This window comes from Stagnihabitans sp. (assembly GCF_964946895.1).
This window is the reverse complement of the sequence record NZ_CBBQHX010000002.1, coordinates 1-23,425: the sequence shown is the minus strand read 5'-3', so window position 1 is coordinate 23,425 and position 23,425 is coordinate 1. Positions and strand designations below refer to the sequence as shown.

Below are 23,425 nucleotides of genomic sequence, written 5' to 3'. Positions count from 1 at the left end.
AATGGACCTCCTCAACCTCCAAGGCAAAACCGCCCTCATCACCGGCGGCGCAGGCTCCATAGGCCTCGCCACCGCCCGCCTCCTGAAATCCCAAGGTGTGAATATCGCCCTCGTCGACCGCAACGAAAAGGCCCTCGCCAAAGCCGCCGCAGACCTCGGCCCCGAAACCCTGACCCTGACCGCCGACGTCGCAGACGAGGCTCAAACCCAAGCCTACATCGCCGCCACAATCGCCCGCTTCGGCCGCCTCGACATCCTCTTCTCCAACGCCGGCAACTTCGGCACCGTCGCCCCCATCGCCCACTACCCCACCGAAACCTTCGACGCCGTCATGGCCACCCACGTCAAGGGCGCCTTCCTCGCCGCCAAATACGCCACCCCCCACATGCGCGCCGGAGGCTCCATCATCATCACTTCCTCCGTCGCAGGCCTGCGCGGTGATCCCGGCGTCTACGCCTACATCACCGCCAAACACGCCCAAACCGGCCTGATGCGCGTCCTCGCCAAAGAACTCGCCCCGCGCGGCATCCGCGTCAACACCCTCAACCCCGGCCCCGTCGCCAACGCCTTCCAACAAGCCGTCGAGGATGACCTCACCCCCATCCTTCACCGCAACGCCACCCAATTCTTCAACGACGCCATCCCCATGGGCCGCCACGCCACCCCCGACGAAATCGCAAACGCCGTCCTCTACCTCGCCTCCGACCTCTCATCCTTCGTCACCGGCACCACCCATTCCGTTGACGGCGGCATGGCCATCTAACCCCCTAAAACTTATCTAAAATTTCCATTCATCTAGGCCCAAATATCCCACGGGGAGCGCGAGGGGTGTGAAACCCCTCGCTCTTTTGGCGTGGAGCGCGAGGGGTGTGAAACCCCTCGCTTCCGTCGCCTACAAAGCCTCCCGACACAGCCGCATCAAAACCCCCACCGCCCCCGGCACCTCCACCCCCTCCAACGTCGTCATCCCCACCGCCCCCGACAAAAACGTCGCCCCCAGGGCCACCGCCCCCAACACCCCCGCCTCCACCTCATTCTCCACCACACCCTTGGAAATGAACCACACCGCGTCCGAGGCCAACAGCAACCCCCGCCCCAGCGCCAGGGTCGAAGTCTCCACCGCAGGCTCCAACCCCGCCAGCCCCAAAGCCCCCAGATACTCGTCCACATTCTTCCGGATGATAGACTCCCGCGTCGGCAGGATCACCGGATACTCCCGCAAGATCCGCCCAATCCCCTCCCGCGCGCCCGGATGCCCGGCCCGAACCACCGCAATGATCGGCTCCTCGTACAGATACTCGAACGAAACCCCCGCCATCTCCGCCGCATTGGGCATCCGGCCAATCATCAAATCCATCTGCCGCGCCCGCAGCTTCTGCAGCAAGAACGGATGTGACCCCGTTTCAATCGACAAGGTCACCGCCGGACGCCCCTCCAGAAACCGCCCCACCACCTTGGGAAAGAACCGCGTCGAGACCGTCGGCAACAACCCCACCGACACCCGCTGCCGCAAACCTTCCCCCCGCACCCCCTGCGCGCCAGCATCCAAAGCCGCCACCGCCTCGCGCGCATGCCGCCGAAATCCCTCGCCCTCCGGCGTCAGAACCATCCGTCGCCCCAGCCTTTGAAACAGCAAGGCCCCCAGCAAATCCTCCAGCTCCGCCAGCGATTTCGACACCGCAGGCTGCGACAGCCCGAGAACCTCAGCCGCCGCCGTCAACCCCCCCGAGTCCGCAATCTGCAGGAAAACCCGGATCTGCCGCAGCTTCACGCCTGAATGCATAACCATTTCGCTATCCCAAACGCATGATTTCTCAGTATCCCGCCGCAAATGATTATGCGAAAACCAAGACCGGAGGAAGCCCATGCCAAATCTTCTTAAATGAGCGTATTGATCCGCCCCTGGGGCCACCTGCACTACAAGGACGAGGGCCCGAAAGACGCCCCCGCCGTCCTGTTCGCCAATTCCCTTGGCACCGACCTGCGCATGTGGGACGCCGTCACGCCCCTTCTGTCCCACCGTACGATCCGCTTCGACAAGCGCGGCCACGGCCTCAGCGCCACCCCCTCCGCTGACTGGACGGTCGAAGACATCGCCGCCGACGCCATATCCCTCCTCGACCACCTCGGCATCGACAAAGCCACCATCGCCGGCTGCTCCGTCGGCGGCATGGTGGCTCAAGCTGTCGCCATTCATCACGCCACCCGAGCCCAAGCCCTCATCCTCTCCAACACCGCCGCCAAGATCGGCACCGCCGAAAGCTGGGCCGCCCGCATCAGCGCCATCGAAACCGGCGGCATCGCCTCCATCGCCGACACCATCCTGCAACGCTGGTTCCCCAAAGCCTTCCTCGACAGCCCCGAGCACCTGCCGTGGCGCACCATGCTCTTGCGCAGCGACCCCGCAGGCTACCTGCAAACCTGCCGCGCCCTCGCCAAGGCCGACCTGCGCGCGGGCCTGACCCAAGTCAAAATCCCCACCCTGCTGATCGCCGGATCAGAAGACCAATCCACCCCACCCACCCTCGTCCGCGAAACCGCCGCCCTGATACCAAACGCCCAAGTCCTTGAACTCCAAGGCTCCGGCCACATCCCGGCCATCGACGCGCCCGCAGCGACAGCCCAAGCCATCGCAACCTTCCTCGGAGGCCTCCATGCCTGACATGCAAACCCAAGGCATGGCCACCCGCCGCAAAGTCCTCGGTGACGCCCACGTCAACCGAGCCGAGGCCGCCAAGACCCCATTCGACCAGCCCTTCCAATCCCTCATCACCGACGCCGCCTGGGGCCACGTCTGGTCCCGCGACACCATCACCTTGCGCGAACGCTCCATGCTGACCATCGCGCTGCTGGCGGGCCTCGGCAACGACCACGAGCTTGCCATGCACATCCGCGCCACCGCCAACACCGGCGCCAGCGAATCCGACGTCATGGAATCGCTCCTCCACGTCGCCATCTACGCCGGGGTTCCCCGCGCCAACCACGCCATCAAGATCGCCAAAGACACCTTCGCCCAAATGCGAGAGGCCACCAAATGACCCTGAAGCCCGCAGAAAGACTTGCCGAATTCTACATGCGCGACCGCGCCCTCCAGCCGCCCGCGCACCACCCCGGCTACAAGACCAGCGTCCCCCGCTCCCCCCGCCTCCCCCTCCTGACGATGCACCAAACCGTGTCCGAGATCACCGGCCCCACCTTCGGCCACTCTGACCTTGGCCCCCTCGACAACGACCTGACCCTGAACTACGGCCACGGCGGCCTGCCGATCGGAGAGCGCATCATCGTCCACGGCCGCGTCCTCGACGAAAACGCCAAACCCGTGCCCCATACGCTGGTAGAAATCTGGCAAGCCAATGCCAGCGGCCGCTACCGCCACAAGAAAGACACCTACCTCGCCCCCATCGACCCCAACTTCGGCGGCTGCGGTCGCACCCTCACCGACGAAAACGGCTACTACTTCTTCCGCACCGTCAAACCCGGCCCCTATCCCTGGCTGAACTACGTCAACTCCTGGCGCCCCGCCCACATTCACGTCTCGGTCTTTGGCTCCTCTTTCAGCCAACGCCTGATCACCCAGATGTATTTCGAAGGCGACCCCCTCATCGCCAAATGCCCCATCGTCAACACGCTGCCCAACCTCGCCGACGCAGGCCGCCTGATCGCCCCCCTAGACCTCAACACCGCCGTGCCGATGGACTGCCTCGCCTACAAATTCGACATCGTGCTTCGAGGCCGCCGCTCCACGCTCTTTGAAAACAAGCCCGAGGGGAACTGAGCATGTTCAGGAAAAGTGGGAACCGGTTTTCCGGTTCGAACATGCGAAAAAGAGGAAACTGAGATGCAATCGCTCCACTACCTGCAAGAAACCCCCTCCCAAACCGCCGGCCCCTATGTCCACATCGGCCTCGCCCCCGGCGCCGCAGGCTTCCACCTCTTCGAACAGGAACTGGGCCAAACCATCGCCCCCGAAGGCACCCCCGGAGAGCGCATCACCATCGAGGGCCTTGTGACCGACGGCACCGGCGCCCCCGTCAAAGACGTCCTGATCGAGACTTGGCAGGCCGATGCCAACGGCATCTACCCCCACCCCGAAGACCCCCGCGTGGCGCATGTCGCCAAAGGTTTCAAAGGCTGGGGCCGCATCATCACCAACTTCGACACCGGCCTCTGGACCATCAACACCATCAAACCCGGCCCCGTCCCCGGCCGCCAAGGCACAACCCAAGCCCCCCACATCTCCCTCTGGCTGGTCTCTCGCGGCATCAACATCGGCCTCAACACCCGCGTCTATTTCCCCGAAGACGAAGCCCTCCACACCAACGACCCGATCCTGCGCACCATCGAACAGCGGCACCGCGTGGCAACCCTCATTGCCACCGCCGTAGCGCCGGGCCACTATCGCTTCGACATCCGCCTGCAAGGCGAGGGTGAGACCGTTTTCATGGATATCTGATGCCCGCCAGCCCCGCCGACTCCGCCCTGTACCGCCACCTCTTCAATGATGACGAAGTGGCGGCCCTCTTCACCGACTCTGCCGAAATCCGCGCCCTCATGCTCACCCTTGGCACCTTCGCCAAGGTCCAGGGCACCCTCGGCGTCATCCCCGAAACCGCCGGAGCCTTCCTGCACCGCGCCAGCTTCGAACTGCAAATCGACCCCGCAGGCCTCGCCCAAGACACCGCCACCAACGGCGTCCCGATCCCCGCCCTCGTCGCAGCCTTCCGCAAAGCCGCCGAAGCGCCCGAACACGCCGCCTTCCTGCATTGGGGCGCCACCAGCCAAGACATCATGGACACCGCCTTGGCCCTCCGCCTGCGCCGGATGCTGACCATCTTCGACACAAGACTGAACCTGCTGATCCCTGCCTTGGGCCACCTCGCCCAAACCCATGCCGAAACCGCCATGGCCGCCCGCACCTACGGCCAAGCCGCCACCCCCACCTCGTTCGGCGCGGTCGTCGCCAGCTGGGGCCGCCCCATCCTGACCCACCGCGCCCACCTTGCGGCCGTCACCGCGCACGTCACCCAAGTCTCCCTTTCCGGGGCCGCAGGCACCCTCGCGGCCATGGGTCCGCAAGGCCCGCAGGTCCGCGCCGCCCTCGCCAAGGCGCTCAACCTCAGCGACCCCGGCGCATCCTGGCACACAGACCGCTCCGGCATCGCCGCCCTGTCGGCATGGCTCACCACCCTGACCGCGCTTCTGGCCAAGATGGGCGAAGACCTGATCCTCCTCACCCAGTCCGGCCTGAACGAGGTGACGATCAGCGGGGCAGGGGCCTCCTCCACCATGCCGCAAAAGCAGAACCCGGTCGGCCCCTCGGTCCTCGTCGCCATCGCAAGACAAGCCGTGGCCCTCAACTCAGCCCTTCAAGGCGCTACCCTCCACCGCCAGCAACGCGACGGTGCGGCATGGTTCACCGAATGGCTCAGCCTGCCGCAACTCTGCATCCTGTCGGCGAAAGCCCTCGCTCTCGCCACAGACCTCGCAACCCGCATCCACCCCAACCCCGAGGCGATGCAACAGGGCCTCGATGCCGGAAACGGCGTGATCTTTGCCGAGGCGCTGACCTTCGCCCTCGCCCTCCGCATGCCCCGGCCAGAGGCCGCAGCCAAGGTCAAGGCCCTCTGCCTGGAGGCTGCCCAAGGCACCCACCTTCTGACCCTCGCCGACTTGCACTATCCGGACAAGACCTGGCCGGACACGACCTGGCGCGCCGCCCTTCAAAAAGACATGCTGGGTCAGGCCCCCGCCGAGGCGCGGGCCTTTGCGACGTCTTCCACCTAAGTCCGGCGTGTAGCTACAAAAGAACTACGGATAAACGACGGGTGCAGGACGCAAACCCTGCACCTCAAAACGGCAGCCCGGTGTAGTTCTCCGCCATCAGTTTCCGCGCGGTGTCCGAGGTCGCCAGCGTCGCCATCTCGGTATCCTGCATCCGCCGCTCATAGGCGTTGAAGTCCGGGAAGCGGTGCATCATCGTCGTCATCGACCAGGAAAACCGCATCGCCTTCCAGATGCGGGCAAGGGCCTTTTCCGAGTATCCCTCCAGCCCCGACGAATCCCCCGCGCCATAGAAGTCCTTGATTCCCTTTGACAAATAATACACATCCGAGGCCGCAAGGTTCAGCCCTTTCGCCCCGGTCGGCGGCACGATATGCGCCGCATCCCCCACCAGAAACAACCGTCCCCACCGCATCGGCTCGGTCACGAAAGACCGCAGCGGCGCGATGGATTTCTCGATAGAAGGCCCTGTGATCAATGACTTGGCCGCACTTTCCGGCAAGCGCAGCTTCAACTCCGCCCAAAACGCCTCATCCGACCAATCCTCGACCGCATCGGTCAACGGCACCTGTATATAGTAGCGCGACAAATTCGCATTCCGCATCGAGCACAGGGCAAATCCCCGGTCATGCGCGGCATAGATCAATTCCTCTGCCACCGGCGGCGTGCGCGACAAAACCCCAAGCCAACCAAAGGGATAGACCTTTTCGTACTCCCGCCGAACCCCTTCGGGAATGGTCTGCCGGCTGACCCCGTGGAACCCGTCACACCCCGCCACATAGTCACAATCCACCCGCTGCGGCACACCACCTATAGTATAGGTAACCCAAGGCGCATCAGTCTCCAACCCATGCAAAACCACGTCCTCGGCGTCATGGATGACCGAAGCCCCCAAAGCGTCCTGTGCATCGTACAGATCACGGGTCACCTCGGTCTGCCCGTAAACCATCACCTGCTTGCCGCAAGCCTCATGGAAATCGACCCGGAACATCTTGTTATTGCTGGACAAATAGCAGCCGTCATGAACCATCCCCTCCCGGTCCATCCGCGCCCCGACCCCAGCCGCACGCAGCAGCTCAACGGTCGTCCACTCCAGCACGCCAGCCCGGATGCGGCCCAGCACATAGTCCCGGGATTTCCGTTCCAGAACAACGGTTTCGATCCCCGCCAGATTGAGCAGTTGAGACAGCAAAAGCCCCGAAGGCCCCGCCCCGATGATGGCCACTTTGGTGCGCATGTTCCCTCCCAGGTTCGCCCGGCCATCTTGACCAAAACGCCCCGCAAGGGAATGGACGGACAGCACTTCCTCTGGTACTTTCCGGCCATGACCCAAGCCCAAGTCCCCACCTGGCAACTCTATGGTGAAGTCAATGGCTTCCCGGATATTTTGCATGTGGAACAAGTGGTTGACCGCGCCGCTGGCCTTGATTGGACCATCGCGGCGCACCGTCATTTGCATCTGCACCAGCTGTTTCTTCTGACATCCGGGGACATTCACCTGACACTGGACGACCGGCCGCAAACCGTCATGTCGCCCATCGTCATCAACATCCCGCGCGGCACGGTGCACAGCTTTTCCTTCTCCGCCGGAACCGAAGGTCACGTGGTGACCCTTCCCGCCGACGACTTCCCCGAGCTTTTCACCGCCCCCGCCGAAACCGCCGCCGCCCTGGCCCGCGTCTTCACCCTCGTTCCCGATGCCACGCTCTGCCAGCGCTTCGCGGCTCTGGCCCGGGCCCATGCGGGAAACGTGGCCTTCCGCCAGACCCTGCTGCGCGCCGAGGCCGCCGCGCTGGTGGCGCAAGTGCTTGAAAAGGATATGGAACTTCACATTGGCCCGGCCTCGCTTGACCCGCGCATCCAGCGCTTTGCCGCGATGGTGCGCGATCAGGTCACCCGACGCTTCAGTCTGGATGCCCTTGCCGAAGCGCTTGGCCTGTCGGCCCGCCACCTCAGCCGGCTGTGCAAGGCCGAGACCGGAATGACCGCGCAACGCTATTTCGAGGCGCAGAAGATGCGCGAGGCCTGCCGCCTGTTGGTCTACACACGGATGAGCGTCCAGCAGATTGGCTACCATCTTGGCTTCGATGATCCGGCCTATTTCAGCCGGGCCTTTCAGCGCAATCTCCGTTTGTCACCAAGCGCTTACCGGGCCGGGTTTGATCGTTAGCGGATGGCAGGCCGGAATCTTGCGGTGTGTCCTGACAGTGGCCCGGGCGATGTCGTGGCGGAGGAACCTGCGGCCTGTCGCGTTCGGCCGGGTGGGCCCATCGCGTGCCCATGCCCGTCACGCCGCACGCGCCGGTTTGCAAGTCTACAGCACGGGCAAAGCTGGGGTCTATTGGCCAGACCGCCTGGGCTGCCGACGATGTGGCCCTTAGCCTGCTTGCCCAAGGTGGCTAAAAGGCCAAATGCCGCGCGAAGGCCGCCAAAGCGTGTCAGACCAGCGCGACCTTGGCCACGTTGGCCTTGGGATCGGGCTTTGGATCGGTCCCGAACAGCAGGCTCAAGCCTGCCAGGAAGCCGGTTGCATCACGCCAGATCTCCGCCCGGGTCGGATCGAAGCGCAGCAAAGCCAACGCCGGATCATCCTTGCCGCCCTTGTACCAAGCCGCCACGGCCGGGTTCCAAAGCCGGTCAATGGTCGACCGGTCGGTCGAGCGGATCAGATGGCCGTGCACGGTGGCAAAGATATCCTGACCCTTCGAGACAAAGCTGAACACGGCAAGGTCGTGCTCTGCCATGGCCTGCACCAGTGAGGCCGATGTCGATGAAAAGAACCAGATCGGGCCGGTATCGGCATCGCCGTCCACCTGAGCGGTCATCGGGCGCAGGCTGGTCGGAAGCTCATCCTCCAGCCCCAGCATGACGAGGTGGTCCGAGCGCAGGCGTTTCCAGAAATCGGCTGTGATGTCTGCATCATGGTTCATCGGGGACGCTCCTTTGGAGTTGCCAAGGACAACGCGCGCAACCGGGGTCTGGTTCCCTTTGGCGGCGCCCAAAGGGTGGCCGGTTTTACGGCTGTGCCGATGTAGATGACGGCGGTGCCGGGCCAGAGGCCAAAGGTCAGGTCAAGCCGCCGGTTCAGGCCGGTGGGACCAAGGCCGGTGAAGCGGCCCGGGATCAGACCGGCCTTGGCGAGGGCGAGGCGCATCTCGGCCGGGGTGATGAACATCGCGGGGTCGTGGGTGCCATGGGGCAGCAGGCCAAGCAGTCCCTCGGCTACCGTGATGGTCACCAGTCTGGCAAGGCCCGTGCGGTTGATCGTGTCAAACAGGAACAGCCCGCCCGGGCGCAGGACACGGGCGGTCTCGGCCAGAACACGGGGCAGGTCGGTGACATGTTCCAGCACATCAACACAAACCACCGCATCGAAGCTGGCGTCAGGATAAGGCAGCGCCTCGCCCGAGCCCACGTCATAGCTTAGTGTCAGTCCGGTCTCTTCGGCGTGGTCCCGTGCGGCAGCGATGGCATCGGCGGCGGGGTCGATGCCGGTGACCACGGCGCCGCGCTGCGCCAGTCCCTCCGACATGAAACCGCCCGCGCAGCCAAGGTCCAGCACCCTGGCACCCGGCCAGGCGATGAACCTGTCGAAATAGCCCAAGCGCGCCGGGACCATGTTCTGCAAGGTGCGCACCCAGCGGATTTCGTCGGACCACCAGTGTTTGGCCGCCCTGTCATAGATCGTCAGGTCATTGCGCGTTCTGGTCATCTTTGGCCCTCAGGTTTGGCATCATGTAGGGCACCCGGCTTTGATAGTCCCGGAAACGGTTGCCGTGCAGCGCTACAAACCGCGCCTCTTTGCGGCGGGGAGCCAGCACACAGTAGGCGGTGAAGCCGATGGCCAGTTCCAACTGGTCGGGCGTCCAGATCGGCACCGTCCACAAGGTTGCGGCAAAGGCCACGTAGATCGGCTGGCGGATCAGGCGGAACAGGCCACCCTGTGGCAGATCCGGAAACCGCACGGGGATGTCTTGCAGCACGGACATCCAGCCCAAGGCGCCCACCTGCAACTCGATCCCGGCATCAAGAATGGCCTTCAGCAGCAAGAGCCACGCCGCAGCATAGGCGGCACTCAGCAGCGCAAGGCTCCAGCCCTCGGCCTGCCACCAGACATTGCCCGATGGGGTCCACAGCACAAACAGCATCAGCAGTTGCAGCGAGGCGATCAAGGCATAGGTGGTGGTCGACAGGGCATGGCCATGCGGACCGGGGATCAGGCGGGTCAGCCAGCCCCTGCCCCAAGGGCTGAGAAGGGCCGAGTGCAGCAGCGGGAATTGCAGGATCAACGCCAGATTTGCCAACAGGTCAAAGGGCTGGGGCACCCTTCCCCAACTGCGGCTGAGGCCGAAGAACATGGCCAGCATCATGGCCCCGACGCCGGCAAGGAAGGCCAGATGAGTCAGGGTTCCGTAGGCGAGTGCCAGCGCAATCCGCGCCCGGCCCGGCGGCGGGTCAAGGCACCCGGCGGCCAGCCTTGCCGCCCGGTGCAGGGGCAGGTCTGCCCCGTCAGACATGAAGTGCCTGACGCAGCCGTGCCGTGGCAAACGCCATCGCCTCGGCCGCCTGCGGCACTACGGCACCCATGCCGAAGAATTCATGGGTGACACCGTCGTAGATGCGCATCTCGACCGGCACCCCTGCCGCCAGCAAGGCAGCCCCGTATTCCAGCCCTTCAGAGCGCAGGGGATCAATCTGCGCAAGGATCAGGGTGGTGGTTGGCAAGGCCTGCAGATCAACCCGCGGTGAAAGGTCGATCCTGGGGTCGGCCGCGTCCTCAAGGGGGGCAAAGACATTCTCGACAAACCACGCCATGTCGGCCTTGCCCAGCGGAGCGGCGGTGGCGTTTTCAAGATAGGACGGTGTGTCCATGTCATTGCCAGCCACCGGATAGACCAGCAACTGGTGCAGGGGCAGGGTGATGCGTGCATCACGCGCCATCAGCGCCACGTTGGTGGCCAGATTGGCCCCGGCACTTTCCCCGGCGACAGCGATCTGACCGGGCTGGCCATTCAGGTCCTCCATATGGCCAATCGCCCAGAAATAGGCGGCATAGGCATCGACATGGGCCGCCGGGAAGATGTCTTCCGGCGCCTGACGGTAGTGGCAGGACAGCACGACCACGTCGGCCCCCAACGCCAAGGCGCGGGCCGAGGCGTCATAGGTGTCGATGCCGGCAATGACCCAGCCACCGCCGTGGTAATAGACAACCACCGGAAATGGTCCCGCCCCGGACGGCGCGTAAACCCGAGCCTTGATGTCGCCTGCCGGTCCTGAAATGACCATGTCGCGGGTCTGGATGCTGCCTTCCGCACCGGGCAGGATCTGGCGCGCGGCCATCACGGCGGCCACAGCATCGGCCGGAGTGGCCTGAGCGCGCGCGGCCTCGATCGTCAGGGTGTGCAAGGGCTTGGCGCCCAAAGCCGCCAGTTTGTCCAGCACAGCCTGCATTTGCGGGGCAGGGCTGGCCATTGGGGCCGCTTCAGCAGGCGTCTGTTTCACCGCAGGGGCTTGATCTGTCATGACGTGGTCCTTTACGCGAATGCAGGATGGATCGGGGCAGCGCAGTGCAAAGGGAACGAAGCCCACGGCGTTTGGTTCCCCAAAGATCAAAGGCCCTTCGCGCTGACGCCGCGGTCCGTTTGGTCGGCAAGGTTGCGGCCACTGTGGCACGCTTCAACCTTGGCCTGCGTCCCGGTCCGGACAACGCGTTGGGTGGGTGACGCGCCTGCGCTGCATCCTGTCACGTTCACGGCATTGGCCGACGAGCCGGGCGTTCAAGGGGAACGTATTCCCAAGGCCAGAGTTGGTCCCCGCAGCCTTGGCATTCTGCCACCGGGCGGCAACAAGGAGGCTTCACGATGCAAACCAGAACAGTTGTTGGCTTGTTGATCCCTGCGTTCATGCTGGGCGCGCTTCCCGCGCTCGCTGATGCGGTGATGCCGGGTGTCATGGGCACGACCACGATGGGCCAAGCCATGGTGGATGGCAAAGGTATGGCGCTTTACACTTATGAGAAAGACGTCGGCGGCAAGTCGATGTGCAACGAAGACTGCGCCAAGGAATGGCCTCCATTGACCGCGGCTGCGGACGCCAAGGCCAGCGGGGATTGGACGATCGTGACCCGGGCCGATGGAACGATGATGTGGGCTTTCAAGGGCATGCCGCTTTACACCTTCCTTGATGACAAGAAGGCTGGCGATGTGATGGGCGACAAGAAGGATGGCTTCCATCTGGCCATGTAATCCCGGCCAAACCTGAAACAACCGGTGTCCCGCGTGGCGGGTCACCGGTCTGGTCAGCGCGACGCCAATCACCCGAACCGACACGGCCCATGAAACTGCGGGGGTGATTCCCCGATTTGTTCAATGCAGCGGCCGTCGTGGCACGATCGCATCTGCAGGCAGGATGGTTCCCCCCTCCTCAAATCACGGCCGGCCCTTCTTGCTGAGCAGATCGTCAGCGATCATCCGGGCGCAGGTCCTGCCGTTGACATCCGCGTGCAGTGCAGCGCCCGCCTTTTGAGCCGAGTGTGGTTGAGGGTTTTTCCCTACCGTGACGGATGGCAGAAGCCCCGTTTGTCCAAAGCTTTGGACGCGGGGACGTTCTTCCGGCAAGCCCGCCCCTGCTTGGCAGGCTCTCCTGACAGGTGTCGGACCTTGGCCCGGCTTCCTGCAGCTTGGGTGGTGAAGCCCTTAGCCGTGGTGTTCGGGCAGGGCCTGCACCCGATCCTTGGTCCAGCGTGTCTTGGCGTAGATGCCGCCGCCCGGGGACCGCAGGAAGTTCAGTTCGCTGGCCGCGAGCAAAACCGGTTTCGCCCCCACGCCCAGGAAGCCGCCCACGTCGATGACCACCTGCAACACGGCATTGAGGCCGTGGACATGGGAAACGGTCCCGATCTTCACGTCATCGACGCTGTAAACGACGGCACCGATCAGGGTTGCTTCATTCAGTTCGTCGTGCGCCAAGGCTGTTGGGGTCGACGTGTCCATCATCGGTATCCTCCGGTTTGGGTGCGAGCGCGCTTGCTCCACCTCATAAAGTGCCGTCCTGCGTTCCACATCGGGCGCGGCGGGTCGGGCAGCATCTTGCGCCCGACCCTTCCTCAAACTCTCAAGCAGCGACCTTGATCTTGTTGACCGATGCCACGGCAAGGCTGGTCAGTTTGGAATTGGTTGCCTTTTCCATATCGAGGATCTCGCTCAGCAGATCATGCGCTTCGGTCAGGCCCAGAACCTTGGCCCATTCGCGCAACGTACCATAACGGGCGATTTCGTAGTGCTCGACGGCTTGCGCGACAGCGATCAGGCAGGCGTCCAGTGCGACGCCGCTGGCCTCTGCGATAATGCCTTCGGTCTCCATCAGCAGGCCTTCGATGGCATCGCACTTCAGGCCCGCAGGCTTTTGCTTGAGCAGGGCGAAGACCTTGTCGAGGATGATAACCTGCTGTTTGGTTTCAGCAAGGTGCGCTTCGACCAGAGTCTTGAACGCCGGGCTGATGGCGGCGTTGGCCACCTTGGGCAGCGCCTTGATCAGGGCGTTTTCTGCAAAATAGATGTCTTGCAGCGTGTGATGGAAAGCTTCGGCAAGCGTTTTCATGTGTTTATCCTGAGTTGAGACTTTTGGGATGCAACAGGTGAACCGTGACGGGATCTTGGTGCGAGGCCGCGCTTGACGGGTCTGTCGCAAGGAAAACGCTTGATTCTGGATTGGGTTCCCGCCCAAGCGGCCCGCCCTCGGCCAGAGGCGGAGATTGGCCGGTTGCGGCAGGTGCCTTGGCGAAAGCCGATGCAGCACTGGCCCGGCGTTCGTCGCCACATGAAACGGGACCGCTTTGGACCGGACCGCACTTTGACTGTATTGCTTCGCCGGGATCGTTGCGGCGGCGGTTATCGGCCACGTCAAGATCGGCCAGACCCGCCTGCGAAAAGTCCACGCAGGGGGCAATCTTTCTGGCGAATCGACTGTCTTGCGCCCTCAGGCCTGCTGTTCACCGGGGCCTTGAGGCACTGGATTATGAATCAGCTGACCAAATTGCACCCAGCCCTGAAGCTCCAGGCTGCTGCAGATCAGGCGGTGATCCATTTCCTCTGCTATGCTCCGTGGCCGCGATGAAGCCCTTGCACGACTATGTAAGTGCATGACATATATGGGATAAGCCCGATGATCGAGTTGCCGAATGTTTCTGGAGTGGCCGCCTTGGCCGTGTGCGAATCGCTTCTTCTGGCGCTGAATGATCGCAACGTCATGCCGGAAAGCGCAATCGTCGGGGTGCTGAAGGACGCCGCGCAATCGTTGACGGAGGCGCAGGCTGGCGACGGACCGCAGGGCAGCAATGCCGCCGCAGCGGCATTGCTTCACAACATCATCGCAGGTCGCAACTCTGTGCGCCGCCCCTGAGGTGCTGCACGTCAACAGTCCCGCTGCAGGGCATGGTCCAATCGCGTTGGCTGTGGTTCTGCGCTTGCCTCCGCCGGTCTTTGGCGAGTGCATCTTCCCAACGGGCCAATGCCGTCGCCGTTTCCCGAGGGTTTTGCCCCCTTGGCCTTGTCAGGGCGGCGATCGTGACCTTCAGAACTGCGAGCGGGTTTGCTTGTCTGTCTTCGGGTGTGGCGGTGACGTTACGGCAAGATACGTCAATCTGGCGCGACGCGAACCTGCGTCAGTCCGGCAGGGCCGTTCCGAGTTCATGGTCAGGCGTGGCCACCCAGCGTGTCGCCACATCTGACGACAAGGCATCACGGCAGGGTCTGGCCCGATCTTGATGGCTTCAAGTCGCAACGCAAAGACCAAAGGACTGACATCATGACCATGGCAGAAAAGCCTGTGACCGAAAAGCATATGGCGGCAAAACCCACCGTTGCAGAGCACATGAAGACCGTCAAGGCGGCGTGGGACAAGGCGCCCGCCGGGGCCAAGAAGGATGCCGCGCTCAAGCACTATCACGCGGCTGAGAAGGCCCATACCGCCAAGCATGACGCCGATGCCACCAAGGAACTGGACGCAGCGGTTCACGCGCTGGCCTGACACCGTTCGAGTGCCCTCTGGCCAAAAGGCCGGAGGGCGCCGCAGCGGCAGCTTCGGCTTCACATCTTGCAGGGCCCGCCGCTGCGACAGCTTTTCCGGCCCCGACCGACACTTGAGCCCAGAAGGAAATTGGATGACCGCCCCGATCACACTTGTCTCGATTGCCACCGCCACCCCGCCTCACCGGATTGACCAGCGCGAAGCCGCCTTGGCCGCCCACGACAGTTTCGGATCCCGGTTTGACGGCTTTGACCGGCTGGCCCGGGTGTTTGACTCGGCAGGCATCCGCAGCCGCTATCTGGCGCGGCCTTTGGAATGGTACATGCAGCCAAGGGGCTGGGCCGAACGCAATGCCGTCTATCTGTCGACCGCCGAAGACCTGTTCATGCTGGTCGCAGATCAGGCGCTGGAGAAGGCTGGAGTTTTGGCCGCACAGGTTGATACGATCGTCACGGTCTCTTCGACCGGACTTGCCACGCCCTCAGTCGATGCCCGGGTCAGCGATCAGATGGGCTTTCGCGCTGATGTCGAACGGGTTCCGGTCTTTGGTCTTGGCTGTGCGGGGGGCGTGACCGGCCTTGGCCTTGCGGCACGTCTGGCGCAGTCGCGGCCAGGCAGCGTGGTTCTGCTGGTGGCGGTGGAGTTGTGTTCCGTAGCCTTCCGGCTCGACAAGCTGACCAAGGAGAACATCGTCGCCTCGGCCTTATTCGGCGATGGCGCTGCGGCTTGCGTGCTGCGGTCAGGCGTGTCGGGCCGGGACGCTGACGGTCTGGCACAGGTGGAAGCCTCTGGTCAGCACACTTGGCCCGGAACCCTGGACATCATGGGATGGAGTGTCGACGACACCGGGCTTGGCGTGATCTTTGACCGGGCCATTCCGCCTTTCGCCACAGACCACATGGGACCTGCGGTTGAGGGGATCCTTGCCCTCAGCGGCATCAAGATGGCGCAAGTCGACCGGTTTGCCTGTCATCCCGGCGGGGCCAAAGTGATCACTGCATTGGAAATTGCCCTGTCGCTGGATCAGGGGACGCTGGACCACGAACGCGGCGTTCTGGCCGATTATGGCAACATGTCGGCCCCGACGGCGCTGTTCGTGTTGGAAAGACTGGCGCAGGCCGGTCTGCCCTCCCGCACCGTCCTGACCGCGATGGGGCCGGGTTTTACCGCCAGCTGCGTGTCCTTGGCGCAAGTGGCATGACCGCTGCGGCCGTCATCTTGGCCTTGGTCACCGCCGAGCGTCTGGCAGAGCTTTGGCTGGCCCGGCGCAACACAAGGGCCCTGCTGGCGCGCGGTGCTGTGGAGGTGGCGGCGGATCATTACCCGCTGATCGTGGTGCTGCATGCTGCCTGGCTTGGCACGCTTTGGCTGATGGGGTCCGATGCCGTCGTGCATCCGGGCTGGCTGGCGCTGTTCGCGGCGCTGCAACTGGCCCGCTTCTGGGTTCTGGTCACGCTGGGCCCGCGCTGGACCACACGCATCATCATCCTTCCCGGTGTGCCGCTGATCACCACCGGGCCCTACCGCTGGCTGTCGCATCCCAACTATGCCGTCGTGGTGGCCGAGATCGCCGTGCTTCCGCTTTGCCTTGGCCTGCCATTGGTGGCCCTGGCCTTCAGCTTGGCCAATGCGGCCGTACTGACCCTTCGCATCGTGTCCGAAAATGCCGCCCTGCGCGACGCAACAACCTGACGTCGAAAGGATATTCCATGAACCCGCCGCATTCCGATTTGACCATTCAGTCTGCCGATCTGAACGACCTGATCTCTGCCCGAGGTGCCGGTGGTGAGATCCACCAGACCGCCACTCTTGGTGGCGAACGTTTGACCACGGCGCAAGGGGTGGTGATCAGCGACGACCAGAACGCGCTGAGGGCCGGGGCGCCGGGGCCCACCTTGCTGGAGGACTTCGCCTTCCGCGAAAAGATATTCCACTTCGATCACGAGCGCATTCCCGAGCGGGTCGTGCATGCACGGGGCTATGGGGCGCATGGCACGTTCACTTGCACCAAGCCCATGGCAGACGTCACCCGCGCCGCGCCCTTTGCGGAACTCGGCAAGGTTACCCCGGTTTTCGTGCGATTTTCCACGGTTGCGGGGTCCAAAGGCTCACCCGATCTTGCGCGTGACATCCGGGGTTTTGCCGTCAAGTTCTATTCCGATCAGGGCAACTGGGATCTGGTGGGCAACAATGCCCCGGTATTCTTCATTCAGGATGCGATCAAGTTTCCCGACCTGATCCATGCAGTCAAACCCGAACCGGACCGCGATTTTCCGCAGGCGGCCTCGGCGCATGACAATTTCTGGGATTTCATCTCTCTGACACCCGAGGCGATGCACACCATCCTTTGGGCGATGTCAGACCGCGCCATCCCGCGTTCTTTCACCACGATGGAGGGGTTTGGCGTTCACACCTTCCGATTTGTCAACGCCAAGGGGGCCAGCACCTTCGTCAAGTTCCACTGGAAGCCGAAGCTAGGCCTGCAATCACTGGTGTGGGATGAAGCGGTCAAAAGCAACGGCGCTGACGCCGACCGCCACCGCCGCGATTTGTGGGATGCCATCGACCGGGGCGATTTCCCGGAATGGGACCTTGGCGTGCAGCTGTTCGATCAAGCCTTCGCCGACAACTTTGCCTTCGATGTGCTGGACCCGACCAAGCTGATCCCCGAAGAGGACTGCCCGCTGGAAATCATCGGCACGATGACCCTGAACCGCAGGGTTGACAACTTCTTTGCCGAGACCGAGCAGGTTGCCTTCTGCACCGCCAATGTCATCCCCGGCATCGACTTTACCGATGACCCGCTGCTTCAGGGGCGCAACTTTTCCTACTTGGACACGCAGATCAAACGGTTGGGCGGGCCGAACTTTACTCAGATCCCGGTGAACGCCCCGAAGGGCTGCCCGGTCAGCCATTACCAGCAAGACGGCCATATGCAGACCGCTGCCCGTGCGGGCCGTGTCAACTATGAACCCAACGGCTGGGGCGAAGGCCCGCGCCCGCATCCGCTGGAGGGGTATGTCAGCTACAAGGCCCCGATCACCGGAGACAAGGCGCGCCTGCGTCCGGAAAGCTTCGCCGACCACTATTCACAACCCCGGCAGTTCTACATCAGCCAGACCCCGTCCGAGCAAGGTCACATCGCCGCCGCTCTGATCTTCGAACTATCCAAATGCGTCGAGCCGGGGATAAGGTCGCGCATCGTCTCGCATCTGCGCAATATTGACCACGCGCTGGCCGAAACGGTTGCGGAGCAGCTTGGCATCACCCCGTTGCCCGCCGCTGCCCCGGCGGCGGCGCCCACCCGCATGGACCTTGCACCCTCGCCCGCGCTGAGCATTGCGGCCAATTCGCCAGGCAGCTTCCACGGCCGGGTTCTGGGCATCATGGTCAGCGATGGCTTTGACGGCAAGCTGCTGATGGACCTGCGCAAGGCGGTCGCTGAGGCCAAGGGGCTGGTCAAACTGATTGGCCCGAGGATCGGCGGCGTCTGGTGCAGCAAGCACAACTTGCATCCGGTCGACGCGCGGATCGGCGGCGCGCCATCGGTTCTGTTCGATGCCATTGCTATGATCCCCGGCACCGACAGCCTAACCCTGACGCCCGCCGCCCGCAGCTTTGTCACCGACGCGTTCCAGCACTGCAAGTTCATCGGTTGGGCGGAAAGTGCGAAAGTCATGCTTGACGAACTGGGTCTGATCCGCGACGCCAAGGACCCCGCAAATGGTGACCCGGCCCTGTGCGCCCTGACCGATACCGCCTCGGCAGCAGCCTTTGTCGGGGCCTGCAAAACCCTGCGATATTGGCCGCGCGAGGCTTTGTTCAAACCGTAATCGACCCCGCCGCCATTGGGTATGGACCCGCAGAACGCTTTTGTCAGTTTGCGTGCACGGGATGCGAGAATTTCGGGTTCACCTGCTTTGCGCACTTGATGGGCGGGCCTGAAGCCAGGGCCTTGGCTTGCTGGCCGTCAGGCAAAGCATGTCCCAGCACGATCGAGCCGTACTGCGATGGAGGCGGTATGAACTCTGCGCCGCGACGGGAACGCGGGGTGCAGCCTTGGCGGCACTCGTCCCTCCTTGCGCCGCGCGCAACGGGTTGAGAACACGAACCGGCGATTGAGCCTCTTGTGGCACGACAGGCTTCAGTGTTTTCGAGGCCGATGGCGTGAAGGCCATGCGTGCGATTTGACGAGGAAGCCAGCTATCGTCTTCTGGGCTGCTTTCGTGACCTTGGTGGCGCGCATGATCCGATGGGCCGGGCGCTGCGCAGGTGCAAGCTTGGGTGACACTGGAATTTTCCGGATATGATGCCACGAGGCCAAGCGCGCTGATCGACGTATGACCCTGTTGGCAAGGCGCCATTTCTTCAACTTGGGGACAAAGCGGCGCAGGACCGCGCCGTGGCATGATATCCTTGGCAAGATTGGAACCCAAACCGGCGCCAAGCTGTTGTAGGGTTGGGAGGGGGTTTGCAAGGTGAAGCGGCAGGATAGGATGGTCACGTCAAGCCATGCGCCTTGCCCGGACCTGTGCATCCCCAACGTCATGGCAAAAGGAAGCCTGTTCTTGAACGCCTCAGACATCTGCATCCTTCTCAATGTCGGATCTGGCCAGCGCGATGCGAAGTCGGAACCGGACAACATTCTTGCAGCCTTTGCGGCGCTGGGTGCGACCTGCACCCTGAAACGGATTGAGCACGGCGCGCAGATCGAGGCTGAGACCCGTGCCGCCATGGCAGAGGGTTTCAAGATCATCGTGGCAGCGGGCGGCGATGGCACCATCTGCGCCGTTGCCTCCGTCCTGAAGGGCAGCGATGTGGTCATGGGCATCCTGCCGCTTGGCACCTTCAACTACTTTGCCCGCTCTCTGGACCTTCCGATGGAGGTGGAGGCGGCGGCCCAGGTGATTGTTGACGCAGACACCCGGCCTTTGCGGGTCGCCCGCATCAACGACAGCTTGTTTCTGAACAATGCCAGTCTGGGGGCCTACCCGGCCATTCTGGAAACCCGCGAGGGCATTTACAAACGTTGGGGGCGGACCCGGATCGCGGCCTATTGGGCGGTGGTCAAGACGCTTGCCACCGTGCGCCGCCCCCTGCGGCTGCGCATCACGGTGGACGGGCATGCACGCCTCGTCCGATCGCCGCTCGTCTTCGTGGTGAACAAAGCTTACCAGTTGACCCAGTTGCACGTGTTGGGCGCCGACCACATCGAGGCTGGCAAGCTGGTTGTCTTCGTCGCCCCCGACGCTGGCCGGATCGAGATGATCCGCATGGCGGTCGTCATCGCCCTGGGACGCGGATTGCCCGAACGGAAGTTCGATGTGCTACACGGTGCCGACATCCTGATCGAGAACACCGGCCGTCCGCCCGGTCACCGCCTGACGATTGCCCGCGATGGCGAGCGCGAAAGGCTTGCCGGACCCTACCGGCTGCAGGTGATCGAAAACGCGCTGCACGTCCTCGTTCCGGTTCCTGCCCCCGGCAAACTGGAATGAGGCGGCTTGTCCACATCTCGGATCTGCATTTCGGTCGTGACCGTCACGAGGTGCTGGCGCCCTTGCTGCAGGCGGTGAACCAGTTGCGTCCCGATGTTGTGGTCATCTCTGGCGATCTGACCCAGCGTGCCACGGCGCTGCAATTTGCAGCGGCTGCGGCCTTTATCCGGAACTTGGCGGCACCCGTCCTTGCCATTCCCGGCAACCACGACCTGCCGCTGCACAACCTTTTCCTGCGGATCATGATGCCCTGGCGCCGTTACCGCCGCTGGATCACCGCCGATCTGGAGCCGAAGTTCGTCGACGATGAGATTGCCGTCATCGGCGTAAACACGGTCAACCGGTTTGCCTGGCAGCAGGGCTGGTTCCGAAGCCGCGCCATCCGTCGGGTTTGTGAAGAGTTCGGTGGATCAACCGGCAAACGCACGCATATCGTCGTCGTTCATCACCCCTTCGAACATCAACCGGACGAACACAAGCGCCTGATGCGCAACGCCTCTCGCGGCATTCAGGCGCTGTCAGACTGCGGTGCCGATGTGGTGCTGTCGGGCCACCTGCACAGCTGGCGTGCGGATGCTTTTGCCAAGATCGAGAGGCGCAGGTCCGCCATTCAGGTGCACGCCGGAACCAGCCTGTCCAACCGGCTGCGCGGCGAGGTCAACGATTTCAACCTTCTTGAGATCGAACCCGGCAAGATCAGCGTCCTGCGCCATGCCTACAGTGATACAACCCTGTCCTTCACAGCGGTCGGATCCGTTTGCTTTACCGCCGGAACCGGCGGTTGGAGCCGCGAAAGCACGCCGGAGCTCCCCCCATTGTCATGAATGGGTATCGTTATCCCAGACGTGCGGACAAGGATGGGGCAGTGACCAAGAGGCCGCGCGTATACGCGTCAACCCCGACCCACATCGCAGTCCCGGTGATGACAACTACGGCGACCACAGCGAACCTCCGCCTCAGTGACAGGTGCCGGATGTCGCCAAGGTCACCTTTGGCGGGCCCCGCGCCCGAGAGGCAGATGGCCAGAACGAGCCAAGCCGCACCAACCAGATAACCGCTCAAGACATCGCTTAGATAGTGTTCAAGCAGGTAAAGCCTGCTCAAACCCACCATGACAACGGCCACCATGCCCGTGACGCCGACGAGTATGCGCGGGAGAAGCCTTTCCCGGATGAGGACAGAAGCAAGAAAGCCAAAGATCACGACACTTGCCGCGCTGTGGCCGCTGGGAAAGGCCGCGCTGTTTTCCTGATAGACAGCAAACGGCGGCCGCGGTCGACCAAACAGGGTCTTGAGGAAATATACACTAATCTGGTTGCCCATCAGCCCAAACCAAAGTCCAGACAGATACGCAGCGCGGCGGCAGATCACCATGATCGCTGACGCCGATCCGGCCAAAAGGAGCACGACGCCCCAATACCCAAAGGCGGTAAGAAAGGTGAAGGCCTGGACAAGGCCGGGACTGCGCAGATTCAGCGCCTGCTGTGCTGTCCACAGATCCAACGGTCCAATCGACCCCCTGGTTGCAGGGGCCGATCCTTGCGCGGCACAGGCAAGCAAGACCAATCCCGTCGCCATGACGACCAAAAGCACCACCGCCCCTGCTTTGGTCACTGCCGTCCACCGGCCGCTTCACGCATCATGTCACCCGCCCATCTGCGAGAGAGACGGGTTGATTGCGACGACCGCAGCGCAATCTGGTGCAACGAAGCCGGAAGCCAAGGCGTGTTCCTGACCCGCCTTGAACGCGGTCAGCCGTGCTTGTCGGGCACATGCTTTGGCTGCACCGACCATGCGGCAGGCTTGTCGCCCTTGTCAGCCATAGCATCGGCCTCGGTCAATTGCACCTTGTCGGGCGCGTGATGGGCCGGTGCATAGATCGCGTAGACCTGCATCGGCTCGGTGCCGGTGTTGGTGATGTTGTGCCAGGTACCGGCTGGCACAAGAACGCACCAGCCATCCGAAACCGGCTTGTCGAATGTCAGGTTGTCCTTCGTCTCTCCCATCTGCGCCCGTCCGACACCCGCCTCAAGGCGCAGGAACTGATCGGTCTCAGGATGGGATTCAAGACCAATGTCGCCGCCCACCGGGATCGACATCAGCGTGACCTGCAGGTAGCGACCGCTCCACGCGACAGAGCGGTAATCTTCATTGAGGGTCGTCGCGCGTTCGATGTCGAACGACTGCGGATGCGGCCCGATGTCCTTGATCCTGTCGGCGGTGGTGTGCATGTCTCATGTCCTCAATCACAGCTGTTCCGCAGGGTATGACAGGTTGGCCGGCAGGTTGTGCTGATCTGAGATGGGCATGGGTTCGCGATCTGATCCGCGAGGCTTGTAAAAGGAGCGAGATCTGCGCGGAAGCTGTAACAGGGGCCGCTGTCGGCGTGATGCTGCCAGAAGGCCGGATCCTTGATCAGGCAGGGCGCGTTCAAGCTTCGGGCAAACCTGACCTACGCGTTTATTTTGGTTTTTCTGATTGGGGTTCGGATTTATCGGAACGGCGCGTGGAGCTTGGTTCCGGCGTAAGGCTGGGGTTTTGATTTGCTTTGGGGGGAAGAATCGGCGGGAGCTGGGAGTGGTGTGGTGTGGCGGTGGGGGTCTCGCAAGAAAGTGTCGCGGGCAGTGCTGACTGTTTGGTAAAATTTCTTGTAAGGCTCTGGTATTGGCTGAAGATCTTGGTTGATGCAGAAAAGTTTGGCGTTTGTGATTTTTGGTCTTGCGGGAAGTGTTGGTGGGGCCTAGATACCGCTTCACCGAAACGACGATGTTGCCAGACGGTGATGGACGCGGGTTGGGTGCGGCGGTTGGTGGCGAAAGCTACGTGCTGACGTAGGAAATTCTGGATGTAAGGCGGTTCCGGGAACGCTAGGAGACTGGCGCCCTGAGTTGTTTTGTGTCTGTGCTCTTTGAAACTGTAGGGATGAAGGGATATGTGGGCGGTTTGGGCGCATCGGCGTCAAAACGTTCACATATCGGGCCAGTAGGGAAGTCGCTGAGAGGCGATGGTACCGATGATCTGGTTGAAAGCTTCACGGTTTGTGGGTTCTTGTTACTTCGGTAACACGAGCACATGAAACGGAAAGACCTGTGCCTTATGGTGCAGGCAGATGTGCGAAG

The 23,425-nt window shown here is 63.0% G+C and carries 25 protein-coding genes; 15 read left to right on the top strand and 10 right to left on the bottom strand.

Annotated features, from left to right (window positions below; all coding sequences use genetic code 11):
* Nucleotide 1 precedes the first annotated feature (1 nt).
* Nucleotides 2–763 (top strand): SDR family NAD(P)-dependent oxidoreductase, encoded by a 762-nt coding sequence (locus AC1Y2B_RS01650; RefSeq protein WP_482251305.1) that lies wholly within the window; start codon nucleotides 2–4, stop codon nucleotides 761–763.
* Between the two features lie 129 nt (nucleotides 764–892).
* Here the strand turns inward: AC1Y2B_RS01650 and AC1Y2B_RS01645 are convergent, their stop codons facing one another.
* On the bottom strand, nucleotides 893–1,789 hold the full coding sequence (locus AC1Y2B_RS01645) for a LysR substrate-binding domain-containing protein (RefSeq protein ID WP_482251304.1): 897 nt from the start codon (nucleotides 1,787–1,789) through the stop codon (nucleotides 893–895).
* Between the two features lie 93 nt (nucleotides 1,790–1,882).
* On the opposite strand from AC1Y2B_RS01645, the gene pcaD reads away from it, so the two are divergent.
* The 5 genes from pcaD to AC1Y2B_RS01620 all read left to right on the top strand — a co-directional run bounded on the left by pcaD (nucleotide 1,883) and on the right by AC1Y2B_RS01620 (nucleotide 5,784).
* Complete coding sequence (gene pcaD / locus AC1Y2B_RS01640) at nucleotides 1,883–2,662, top strand: 3-oxoadipate enol-lactonase (RefSeq protein WP_482251303.1); 780 nt, start codon at nucleotides 1,883–1,885, stop codon at nucleotides 2,660–2,662.
* Nucleotides 2,655–3,038: a 4-carboxymuconolactone decarboxylase gene (gene pcaC, locus AC1Y2B_RS01635; RefSeq protein ID WP_482251302.1), complete on the top strand. Its 384-nt coding sequence runs from the start codon at nucleotides 2,655–2,657 to the stop codon at nucleotides 3,036–3,038. The genes pcaD and pcaC overlap by 8 nt, the downstream gene beginning before the upstream one ends.
* Nucleotides 3,035–3,775 carry a protocatechuate 3,4-dioxygenase subunit beta gene (gene pcaH, locus AC1Y2B_RS01630; protein WP_482251301.1) on the top strand — a complete coding sequence of 247 codons (741 nt, stop codon included), beginning with the start codon at nucleotides 3,035–3,037 and terminating at the stop codon, nucleotides 3,773–3,775. The genes pcaC and pcaH overlap by 4 nt, the downstream gene beginning before the upstream one ends.
* 63 nt (nucleotides 3,776–3,838) lie before the next feature.
* Nucleotides 3,839–4,453: a protocatechuate 3,4-dioxygenase subunit alpha gene (gene pcaG, locus AC1Y2B_RS01625; protein ID WP_482251300.1), complete on the top strand. Its 615-nt coding sequence runs from the start codon at nucleotides 3,839–3,841 to the stop codon at nucleotides 4,451–4,453.
* Nucleotides 4,453–5,784, top strand: a complete 1,332-nt coding sequence (locus tag AC1Y2B_RS01620; protein WP_482251299.1) for a lyase family protein — start codon at nucleotides 4,453–4,455, stop codon at nucleotides 5,782–5,784. Before pcaG ends, AC1Y2B_RS01620 begins: the two co-directional genes overlap by 1 nt.
* A gap of 64 nt (nucleotides 5,785–5,848) precedes the next feature.
* Here the strand turns inward: AC1Y2B_RS01620 and pobA are convergent, their stop codons facing one another.
* Complete coding sequence (pobA, locus tag AC1Y2B_RS01615) at nucleotides 5,849–7,018, bottom strand: 4-hydroxybenzoate 3-monooxygenase (RefSeq protein ID WP_482251298.1); 1,170 nt, start codon at nucleotides 7,016–7,018, stop codon at nucleotides 5,849–5,851.
* A 51-nt stretch (nucleotides 7,019–7,069) separates the two neighbouring features.
* On the opposite strand from pobA, the gene AC1Y2B_RS01610 reads away from it, so the two are divergent.
* Nucleotides 7,070–7,951 carry a helix-turn-helix domain-containing protein gene (locus AC1Y2B_RS01610; RefSeq protein ID WP_482251297.1) on the top strand — a complete coding sequence of 294 codons (882 nt, stop codon included), beginning with the start codon at nucleotides 7,070–7,072 and terminating at the stop codon, nucleotides 7,949–7,951.
* Nucleotides 7,952–8,219: 268 nt separating this feature from the next.
* Here the strand turns inward: AC1Y2B_RS01610 and AC1Y2B_RS01605 are convergent, their stop codons facing one another.
* The 4 genes from AC1Y2B_RS01605 to AC1Y2B_RS01590 are packed head-to-tail and all read right to left on the bottom strand — an operon-like array spanning nucleotide 8,220 to nucleotide 11,304.
* Nucleotides 8,220–8,711: a pyridoxamine 5'-phosphate oxidase family protein gene (locus AC1Y2B_RS01605; protein WP_482251296.1), complete on the bottom strand. Its 492-nt coding sequence runs from the start codon at nucleotides 8,709–8,711 to the stop codon at nucleotides 8,220–8,222.
* Nucleotides 8,708–9,493 (bottom strand): bifunctional 2-polyprenyl-6-hydroxyphenol methylase/3-demethylubiquinol 3-O-methyltransferase UbiG, encoded by a 786-nt coding sequence (ubiG, locus tag AC1Y2B_RS01600; protein WP_482251295.1) that lies wholly within the window; start codon nucleotides 9,491–9,493, stop codon nucleotides 8,708–8,710. Before ubiG ends, AC1Y2B_RS01605 begins: the two co-directional genes overlap by 4 nt.
* Nucleotides 9,474–10,298, bottom strand: a complete 825-nt coding sequence (locus AC1Y2B_RS01595) for a methyltransferase family protein (protein ID WP_482251294.1) — start codon at nucleotides 10,296–10,298, stop codon at nucleotides 9,474–9,476. Before AC1Y2B_RS01595 ends, ubiG begins: the two co-directional genes overlap by 20 nt.
* Nucleotides 10,291–11,304 carry an alpha/beta hydrolase gene (locus AC1Y2B_RS01590; RefSeq protein WP_482251293.1) on the bottom strand — a complete coding sequence of 338 codons (1,014 nt, stop codon included), beginning with the start codon at nucleotides 11,302–11,304 and terminating at the stop codon, nucleotides 10,291–10,293. Before AC1Y2B_RS01590 ends, AC1Y2B_RS01595 begins: the two co-directional genes overlap by 8 nt.
* Nucleotides 11,305–11,642: 338 nt before the next feature.
* Here AC1Y2B_RS01590 and AC1Y2B_RS01585 point away from each other — a divergent pair, with 338 nt between their 5' ends.
* Entirely contained in the window at nucleotides 11,643–12,026 is a 384-nt protein-coding gene (locus AC1Y2B_RS01585) for a COG4315 family predicted lipoprotein (RefSeq protein WP_482251292.1), read from the top strand.
* Between the two features lie 450 nt (nucleotides 12,027–12,476).
* On the opposite strand, the gene AC1Y2B_RS01580 is transcribed toward AC1Y2B_RS01585, so the two are convergent.
* Complete coding sequence (locus tag AC1Y2B_RS01580) at nucleotides 12,477–12,776, bottom strand: PRC-barrel domain-containing protein (protein WP_482251291.1); 300 nt, start codon at nucleotides 12,774–12,776, stop codon at nucleotides 12,477–12,479.
* Nucleotides 12,777–12,894: 118 nt separating this feature from the next.
* Nucleotides 12,895–13,380 (bottom strand): YciE/YciF ferroxidase family protein, encoded by a 486-nt coding sequence (locus tag AC1Y2B_RS01575; RefSeq protein ID WP_482251290.1) that lies wholly within the window; start codon nucleotides 13,378–13,380, stop codon nucleotides 12,895–12,897.
* 564 nt (nucleotides 13,381–13,944) lie between these two features.
* Between AC1Y2B_RS01575 and AC1Y2B_RS01570 the strand changes: the two genes are divergently transcribed.
* The 7 genes from AC1Y2B_RS01570 to AC1Y2B_RS01540 all read left to right on the top strand — a co-directional run bounded on the left by AC1Y2B_RS01570 (nucleotide 13,945) and on the right by AC1Y2B_RS01540 (nucleotide 21,130).
* Entirely contained in the window at nucleotides 13,945–14,181 is a 237-nt protein-coding gene (locus AC1Y2B_RS01570; RefSeq protein WP_482251289.1) for a hypothetical protein, read from the top strand.
* A 405-nt stretch (nucleotides 14,182–14,586) separates the two neighbouring features.
* Nucleotides 14,587–14,808: a hypothetical protein gene (locus AC1Y2B_RS01565; protein WP_482251288.1), complete on the top strand. Its 222-nt coding sequence runs from the start codon at nucleotides 14,587–14,589 to the stop codon at nucleotides 14,806–14,808.
* A 133-nt stretch (nucleotides 14,809–14,941) separates the two neighbouring features.
* The gene (locus AC1Y2B_RS01560) at nucleotides 14,942–16,009 is read left to right on the top strand and encodes a type III polyketide synthase (RefSeq protein WP_482251287.1); all 1,068 of its coding nucleotides are present in this window, start codon (nucleotides 14,942–14,944) and stop codon (nucleotides 16,007–16,009) included.
* The gene (locus AC1Y2B_RS01555; RefSeq protein ID WP_482251286.1) at nucleotides 16,006–16,500 is read left to right on the top strand and encodes an isoprenylcysteine carboxyl methyltransferase family protein; all 495 of its coding nucleotides are present in this window, start codon (nucleotides 16,006–16,008) and stop codon (nucleotides 16,498–16,500) included. Before AC1Y2B_RS01560 ends, AC1Y2B_RS01555 begins: the two co-directional genes overlap by 4 nt.
* Before the next feature lie 17 nt (nucleotides 16,501–16,517).
* Complete coding sequence (locus AC1Y2B_RS01550) at nucleotides 16,518–18,641, top strand: catalase (protein WP_482251285.1); 2,124 nt, start codon at nucleotides 16,518–16,520, stop codon at nucleotides 18,639–18,641.
* Between the two features lie 735 nt (nucleotides 18,642–19,376).
* Nucleotides 19,377–20,306 (top strand): diacylglycerol/lipid kinase family protein, encoded by a 930-nt coding sequence (locus tag AC1Y2B_RS01545; protein WP_482251284.1) that lies wholly within the window; start codon nucleotides 19,377–19,379, stop codon nucleotides 20,304–20,306.
* On the top strand, nucleotides 20,303–21,130 hold the full coding sequence (locus AC1Y2B_RS01540; RefSeq protein WP_482251283.1) for a metallophosphoesterase family protein: 828 nt from the start codon (nucleotides 20,303–20,305) through the stop codon (nucleotides 21,128–21,130). The genes AC1Y2B_RS01545 and AC1Y2B_RS01540 overlap by 4 nt, the downstream gene beginning before the upstream one ends.
* Nucleotides 21,131–21,140: 10 nt before the next feature.
* Here the strand turns inward: AC1Y2B_RS01540 and AC1Y2B_RS01535 are convergent, their stop codons facing one another.
* Complete coding sequence (locus AC1Y2B_RS01535; RefSeq protein WP_482251282.1) at nucleotides 21,141–21,920, bottom strand: phosphatase PAP2 family protein; 780 nt, start codon at nucleotides 21,918–21,920, stop codon at nucleotides 21,141–21,143.
* 137 nt (nucleotides 21,921–22,057) lie between these two features.
* Entirely contained in the window at nucleotides 22,058–22,537 is a 480-nt protein-coding gene (locus tag AC1Y2B_RS01530) for a cupin domain-containing protein (protein ID WP_482251281.1), read from the bottom strand.
* Between the last annotated feature and the right edge of the window lie 888 nt (nucleotides 22,538–23,425).